This window comes from Aneurinibacillus aneurinilyticus ATCC 12856, assembly GCF_000466385.1.
Taxonomy (GTDB): Bacteria; Bacillota; Bacilli; order Aneurinibacillales; family Aneurinibacillaceae; genus Aneurinibacillus; species Aneurinibacillus aneurinilyticus.
Genome location: NZ_KE952728.1, coordinates 39,616 through 45,853 on the forward strand (window position 1 = coordinate 39,616; position 6,238 = coordinate 45,853).

4 protein-coding genes are annotated in these 6,238 nt (G+C 47.9%); 1 reads left to right on the plus strand and 3 read right to left on the minus strand.

Going from position 1 to position 6,238, the window contains the following annotated elements; translation table 11 throughout:
* Positions 1 to 186: 186 nt before the first annotated feature.
* From prfB to hpf, 3 genes are all read right to left on the minus strand, one after another.
* Positions 187 to 1,303 (minus strand): peptide chain release factor 2 gene (gene prfB / locus HMPREF0083_RS06415; RefSeq protein ID WP_187374790.1). Its coding sequence is split into 2 segments (ribosomal slippage): positions 187 to 1,230 and positions 1,232 to 1,303, totalling 1,116 coding nucleotides; the frame shifts between segments, so codons are not numbered across the junction.
* Between the two features lie 3 nt (positions 1,304 to 1,306).
* Positions 1,307 to 3,826 (minus strand): preprotein translocase subunit SecA, encoded by a 2,520-nt coding sequence (secA, locus tag HMPREF0083_RS06420; RefSeq protein ID WP_021620343.1) that lies wholly within the window; start codon positions 3,824 to 3,826, stop codon positions 1,307 to 1,309.
* Positions 3,827 to 4,016: 190 nt separating this feature from the next.
* On the minus strand, positions 4,017 to 4,574 hold the full coding sequence (gene hpf, locus HMPREF0083_RS06425; RefSeq protein WP_040301735.1) for a ribosome hibernation-promoting factor, HPF/YfiA family: 558 nt from the start codon (positions 4,572 to 4,574) through the stop codon (positions 4,017 to 4,019).
* Positions 4,575 to 4,814: 240 nt separating this feature from the next.
* Here hpf and HMPREF0083_RS06430 point away from each other — a divergent pair, with 240 nt between their 5' ends.
* On the plus strand, positions 4,815 to 5,897 hold the full coding sequence (locus HMPREF0083_RS06430; RefSeq protein ID WP_021620346.1) for an HD-GYP domain-containing protein: 1,083 nt from the start codon (positions 4,815 to 4,817) through the stop codon (positions 5,895 to 5,897).
* The last annotated feature ends 341 nt before the right edge of the window (positions 5,898 to 6,238 follow it).

Genomic DNA, 6,238 nt, shown 5'->3' on the forward strand with positions numbered 1-6,238 from the left:
TCTAAATAGCGCATACTCACCCATTCATTTTTATCTATTCTTCCGAGAATATTATTTAAAAAACTTGCGAAGCATGTGCCAAATGTTGCTTTTCTAAACAAAGCTGCATAAGTGCAACTAAGGCGGTTGCCTGCGCGAAAGCTTCGCACAATGGGCGACATGCCCGCAAGTTTTTCTTACGCACCATCATGATTGTGCAGTGTGTCCCAGCTGCTGACGAAGATAGGCATCAATGAACGGAGTCAGCTCTCCATCCATTACCGCCTGCACATTTCCCGTCTCGTGGTTTGTGCGATGATCTTTCACCATGCTGTATGGATGGAACACGTAGGAGCGAATCTGGCTGCCCCAGCCGATCTCTTTTTGTTCGCCGCGCAGCTTAGCCGCCTCTTCCTCCTGCTCCTGAATTTTGCGTTCATACAGCTTGGAACGAAGCATCTTCATCGCTCTCTCGCGGTTCTTAATCTGTGAGCGCTCCGTTTGGCAAGTCACCACAACCCCTGTCGGCACATGCGTAATCCGTACCGCGGAGTCGGTTGTATTCACGTGCTGGCCGCCCGCACCGCTGGAACGGTATGTGTCGATTTTCAATTCATCCGGCTTAATGTCAATTTCGATATCGTCGTCAATCTCCGGCATGACGTCACACGATACGAACGAAGTGTGACGACGTCCGGATGAGTCAAACGGAGAGATGCGCACCAATCGGTGAACGCCTTTTTCCGCCTTTAAATACCCATAAGCGTTATGTCCTTTGATTAACAGGGTGACGCTTTTCACCCCGGCTTCCTCACCCGGCAAGTAATCGAGCGTTTCCACCTTAAAGCCTTGCTTCTCAGCCCATCGAGTATACATGCGCAGCAGCATATCAGCCCAGTCCTGTGATTCTGTACCACCTGCGCCAGGGTGCAGTTCAAGCATCGCATTCTTCCTGTCGTACGGCTGGCTAAGCAGCAGCTGCAACTCATACTCGTTCAACCGCTCCTGCAATGCCTCTGTCTCCTTCACAATGTCAGGGATGAGTGATTCATCTTCCTCTTCGGCGTACAAGTCCATCATTACTTCGATATCCTCATACGCCGTCTCCATCTGCTGGATGGCAGTAACCGCATCTTTCAACACATTGACCTCGCCGATAACAGCCTGGGCGGCTTCGTTATCGTCCCAAAAATTCGGCATCGCCATCTTTTCTTCTAACGCAGCAATTTGTTTTTGTTTGCCAGGGAGGTCAAAGAGACCCCCTAATTTCAGCCAATCGCTTGCCGATGGCTGTCATATGCTGTTTCGCTTCTGTCAGTGGCATGCTCTATTCCTCCTGACCGCAGCAGTTCTTATATTTTTTTCCGCTTCCGCAATAGCACGGATCATTGCGCCCAATTTTCGGTTCCTGGCGACGGACCGGCTTCTTCGGAGCTGGTTCGCCGGAGTCAGACGGCGCAATTGCCTGTCCCTTGGCTACTTCTTGACGCTGCAGATTGTTGCCGATATTGGCTTTCATAATATATGTCGCAACCTCTTCCTCGATGCTTGCAATCATCTGATTGAACATCTCATAGCCTTCCATCTGGTACTCACGCAACGGATCAGTCTGACCGTACGCCCGCAGATGGATACCTTGACGGAATTGATCCATCGCATCAATATGGTCCATCCATTTGCTGTCTACCGCACGCAATACGACAACTTTCTCGAATTCACGGAATTCCGCTTCATCCATTAATTGCTCACGCTCGGCATACAGACGCTCAACCAGCTCGCGGAACACTTCCACGATTTCTTCGCGATCCTTGCCCCAAATATCTTTTGCTTCTAATTGTCCTTCATGCAGGAATGTACCGTTGCAATGACTTATAAGCGCCTCAAGATCCCACTCTTCCTCTACAACCTCATCAGGGCAATGAACATCGATAAGGCGCTCAACATGGGACATAATCATACCAATAACCACATCGCGCAGCGATTCAGACTCAAGCACTTCACGACGTTGTTTGTAAATAACCGTACGCTGTTGATTCATCACATCGTCATATTGCAAAACAACACGACGCATGTCGAAGTTTGCACCTTCCACACGCTTCTGTGACGATTCAATGGCCCGGGACACCATTTTGCTCTCGATCGGCATATCTTCTTCCATGCCTAGACGATCCATCATACCCATAATGTTTTCGGAACCGAACTTGCGCATCAGCTCGTCTTCCAATGAGATGAAAAATTGAGAGGAACCCGGGTCCCCTTGACGGCCGGCACGTCCACGCAACTGGTTATCGATCCGGCGGCTCTCATGACGCTCCGTACCGATAATATGAAGGCCGCCGATTTCAGCTACCCCTTCTCCCAGCTTAATGTCCGTACCCCGGCCCGCCATGTTGGTTGCGATTGTTACCGCACCACGCTGCCCTGCCAAAGAAACGATTTCCGCCTCACGTTCATGCTGCTTCGCGTTCAGCACTTCATGACGGATGCCTTTTTTGCGCAACAAGCCAGAGATAAGCTCCGACTTCTCAATTGATGTTGTACCTACGAGCACCGGACGGCCTTCCTTATGATGTATCTCCACATCGTCTACTACAGCACGATACTTGCCTCGTTCTGTTTTATAAATCGCATCTGGCTTATCCTCACGAATAACTGGCTTATTCGTCGGGATAACTACCACATGAAGGCCATAGATTTTCTGGAACTCCTCTTCCTCTGTCTTCGCTGTACCGGTCATGCCGCCCAGCTTTTCATACATGCGGAAATAATTCTGCAAAGTGATCGTCGCAAGCGTCATGCTCTCGTTCTGTACTTGCAGACCTTCCTTCGCTTCAATCGCCTGATGCAAACCGTCGCTGTACCTGCGTCCCTGCATAAGACGTCCGGTAAATTCATCAACGATGACAACTTCTCCGTTGTCCACCACATAATCGATATCTCGCTTCATCAGCGCACGGGCTTTCAGCGCAATGTTAACATGGTGATTCAACAGAATATGATCATTGTCATACAAATTTTCGATATTGAACGCACGTTCAACTTCCGCGACCCCTTTCTCTGTCAAGGATACGGAATTCGCCTTAATGTCGATCGTATAATGTTCCTCTTCCTTCAAGCGTACAGCAAAACGGGCTGCTACATGATAAAGCTCGGTCGATTTCTCTGCCTCACCTGAGATAATCAACGGTGTCCGCGCTTCATCAATCAGGATACTGTCCACCTCATCGACGATGCAATAGCTAAGCGGACGCTGTACCATTTGCTCTTTATATAGCACCATATTATCGCGCAAATAATCGAAGCCAAATTCATTGTTCGTTCCGTACGTAATGTCGGCCGCGTATGCTTCACGCTTGGCATCCGGCGACATACCGTTCAAATTCACCGCCCAGGTCAAACCGAGGAAATTGTAGATCTGTCCCATTTCTTCGGCATCGCGTGCTGCTAAGTATTCGTTAACCGTGATAACATGCACGCCTTTGCCAGCGAGTGCATTCAGATACGATGGCAACGTTGCTACGAGCGTCTTCCCTTCACCGGTTCTCATCTCGGCGATTTTACCTTCGTGCAGCGCCATACCACCGATTAACTGGACGTCATAGTGACGCATCCCGTGAACACGGCGACTGGCTTCGCGACATACCGCAAACGCCTCATATAAGATATCATCCAGCGTCTCGCCTTTGGCAAGCCGTTCTTTGAATTCATCGGTTTTATTTCGCAGTTGTTCGTCTGTTAAAGCCTGCATTTGCGGTTCCAGAGCATTAATTTTTTCGACGCGCTTATTCAGCTTTTTTACGTCACGCTCATTGGAATCGCCTATAATTTTTTTGATTATTCCTAGCATCGGGTATCCAATCCCCTTCCAATCTTCACTCTTCTTGCTAGTGGAGCAATAGGACTGCTCTAAATTTTAATTTTAACAGTATCATAGGGGGTTGACAAGAAATATAGGAAATACTATAAGATGGCAACCTTTTCTACCGCAATACAAAAAAGGCGCTCAAGAGCGCCTTCTCCGGTTTTATATATTTTGATTACACGTTTTCCGGCTCAATCAGTCCATAGCGGCCATCCTTGCGACGGTACACAACGTTCACTTCTTCCGTCTCCGCATTGCTGAATACGAAGAAATTATGCCCCAGCATATCCATTTGCAGCACGGCTTCTTCAGCATCCATCGGCTTCAGGTTAAAGCGCTTTGTCTTCACAATTTCCAGCTGGTCGCTTTCGTCCTCCACCTGCGCTTCGTGGTCGGCGGCTAACGGATCGGCTTCCACGAACACTGCGCCTTGCTGGCGGTATTTGCGGTTCACTTTTGTTTTATGCTTGCGGATTTGCCGTTCTAATTTCTCAACGACCAGATCAATCGCCGCATACATATCGCTGTTCGTATCTTCAGCTCGGAGGATAACTCCCGGCATTGGAATAGTCACTTCCACTGTATGTTCACCTCGCAGTACGCGAAGCGTAACGTTGCAGGAAAATGAGGAAGTATTCTCAAAGTAGCGCTCAAGGCGACCGATTTTTTTCTCTACATAGTCTCGGAGTGCAGGAGTTACTTCGATATTTTCACCACGGGTGTTGTATTGCATATAAATACTCCTCCTTTCATCTATATCTATATATTCCCCTTCCACGGCTGAAAATCCTTCTTTGCCCAACATTTTTTTACCATCTTTTGCGAACTTTTTGTGACATTTCCTTCGTTTCCAAAAACACTGCCTCCGCTTGCTTTAAAGGTAAAAACAGGATGAAATTCAGGGCGAAATCACACGGCAGGATATGGTATAAATGGAATAAGAATATTTTTTCTGAAAAAAGGAGGGTAACGCATGGGGCTGGTATCCACATCATACGAACTCATCGGGCGCATCCTATACACAGACATATACAATGAACGAGGGACGCTCCTGCTCGGCGCAGGGAAAATGCTGACCGCCAAAGACATCGATTCGCTGCTCACCAACCGGATTTTTGAAATTGCGGTCAAAGGCACCGCATATGAAATGAAGCCCATCGACAACATCGCACCAGAGCTGCTGCATCAAATCGACGAAGCATGGAACTATGATCTAGAAATGGCCGTTATCTATAAGGAAACACTCTCCGGTATCAAAGACTTATTAGGTAAGATCCAAGAAGGTGAACAGGCGAACATTCAGGAGATACTCACCCGATTCTTTCCTCTCATCAAGCATGCTTTAGAACATCGCCACGTTTTCCATCCGCTCCATACACTTAAGGGAAAAGACGAATACACATACCGCCACAGCATCAACGTTGGTCTCCTATCAGCACTCATTGCACGTCTGCTCGGGCTTCCTGACGAAGTGTGCATAGAAGTAGGCGAAGCCGGACTCTTTCATGATATCGGCAAGCTGGAGATTCCCGATGAAATTCTGAATAAACCGGCCACGCTTAATAATGAAGAACGGGAAATGATGCGTAAGCATACGCAGTATGGATATGCATTGCTGCGTAAATTCCCTAATCTCCCCAAGTCACTCGCTGATGTGGCGCTATTGCATCATGAACGTCTAAACGGAACAGGCTATCCATTCGGTCTACGGCATGAAAACATTCCTTTATCCGTGCAAATTGTGTCCGTAGCGGATAAATTCGATGCCCTCGTATCCGATCGGGTATACCGGGAGAAGGTATCTCCATTCGATGCGGCTGCCGTGCTCTGGAATGCCCAGTTCACCGGACTTATGAATCCAGCTGTGGTGACACCATTCGTCACGTATATGATCGAATCATATATTGGTTCAAAGGTACGGCTGTCGAACGGTCAGGAAGGCGTAATTGTACGGTACAACCATCAGGAACCACTCCGCCCTCTCATTCAAACAGACAAAGGATCATTTACGAAGCTAGATGTAGAGCGGGACGTACAGATTGTGGAAGTATTATGATATAAGACAACCTATACGAGTGCCGCCAGACTTCCTCATACTGGCGGCACAGATGCTATGCCCGCAACTGCCCCTTCCTATTCTCTACCTTCCCTCTGCGAATGATCGGTCTCCACTGACTATGATATAATCAATAAAATATCGACAAAAGTAATCTACAAGTATGTATATAAATTACACTTGATATTTTAACAGGGTAACGTGGTTGGAAGGAGAAGATTCGGAAAAGAGAAAAGGTTAGATGCGCTCTGCGCTTCAGCAGAAGAAAGGCCAGCGTGTCTTTTTCCAACAGCTCCCGTCCTTCCTTCTTTTCTTACCTCCCACCACAAAAATGTGTCGAT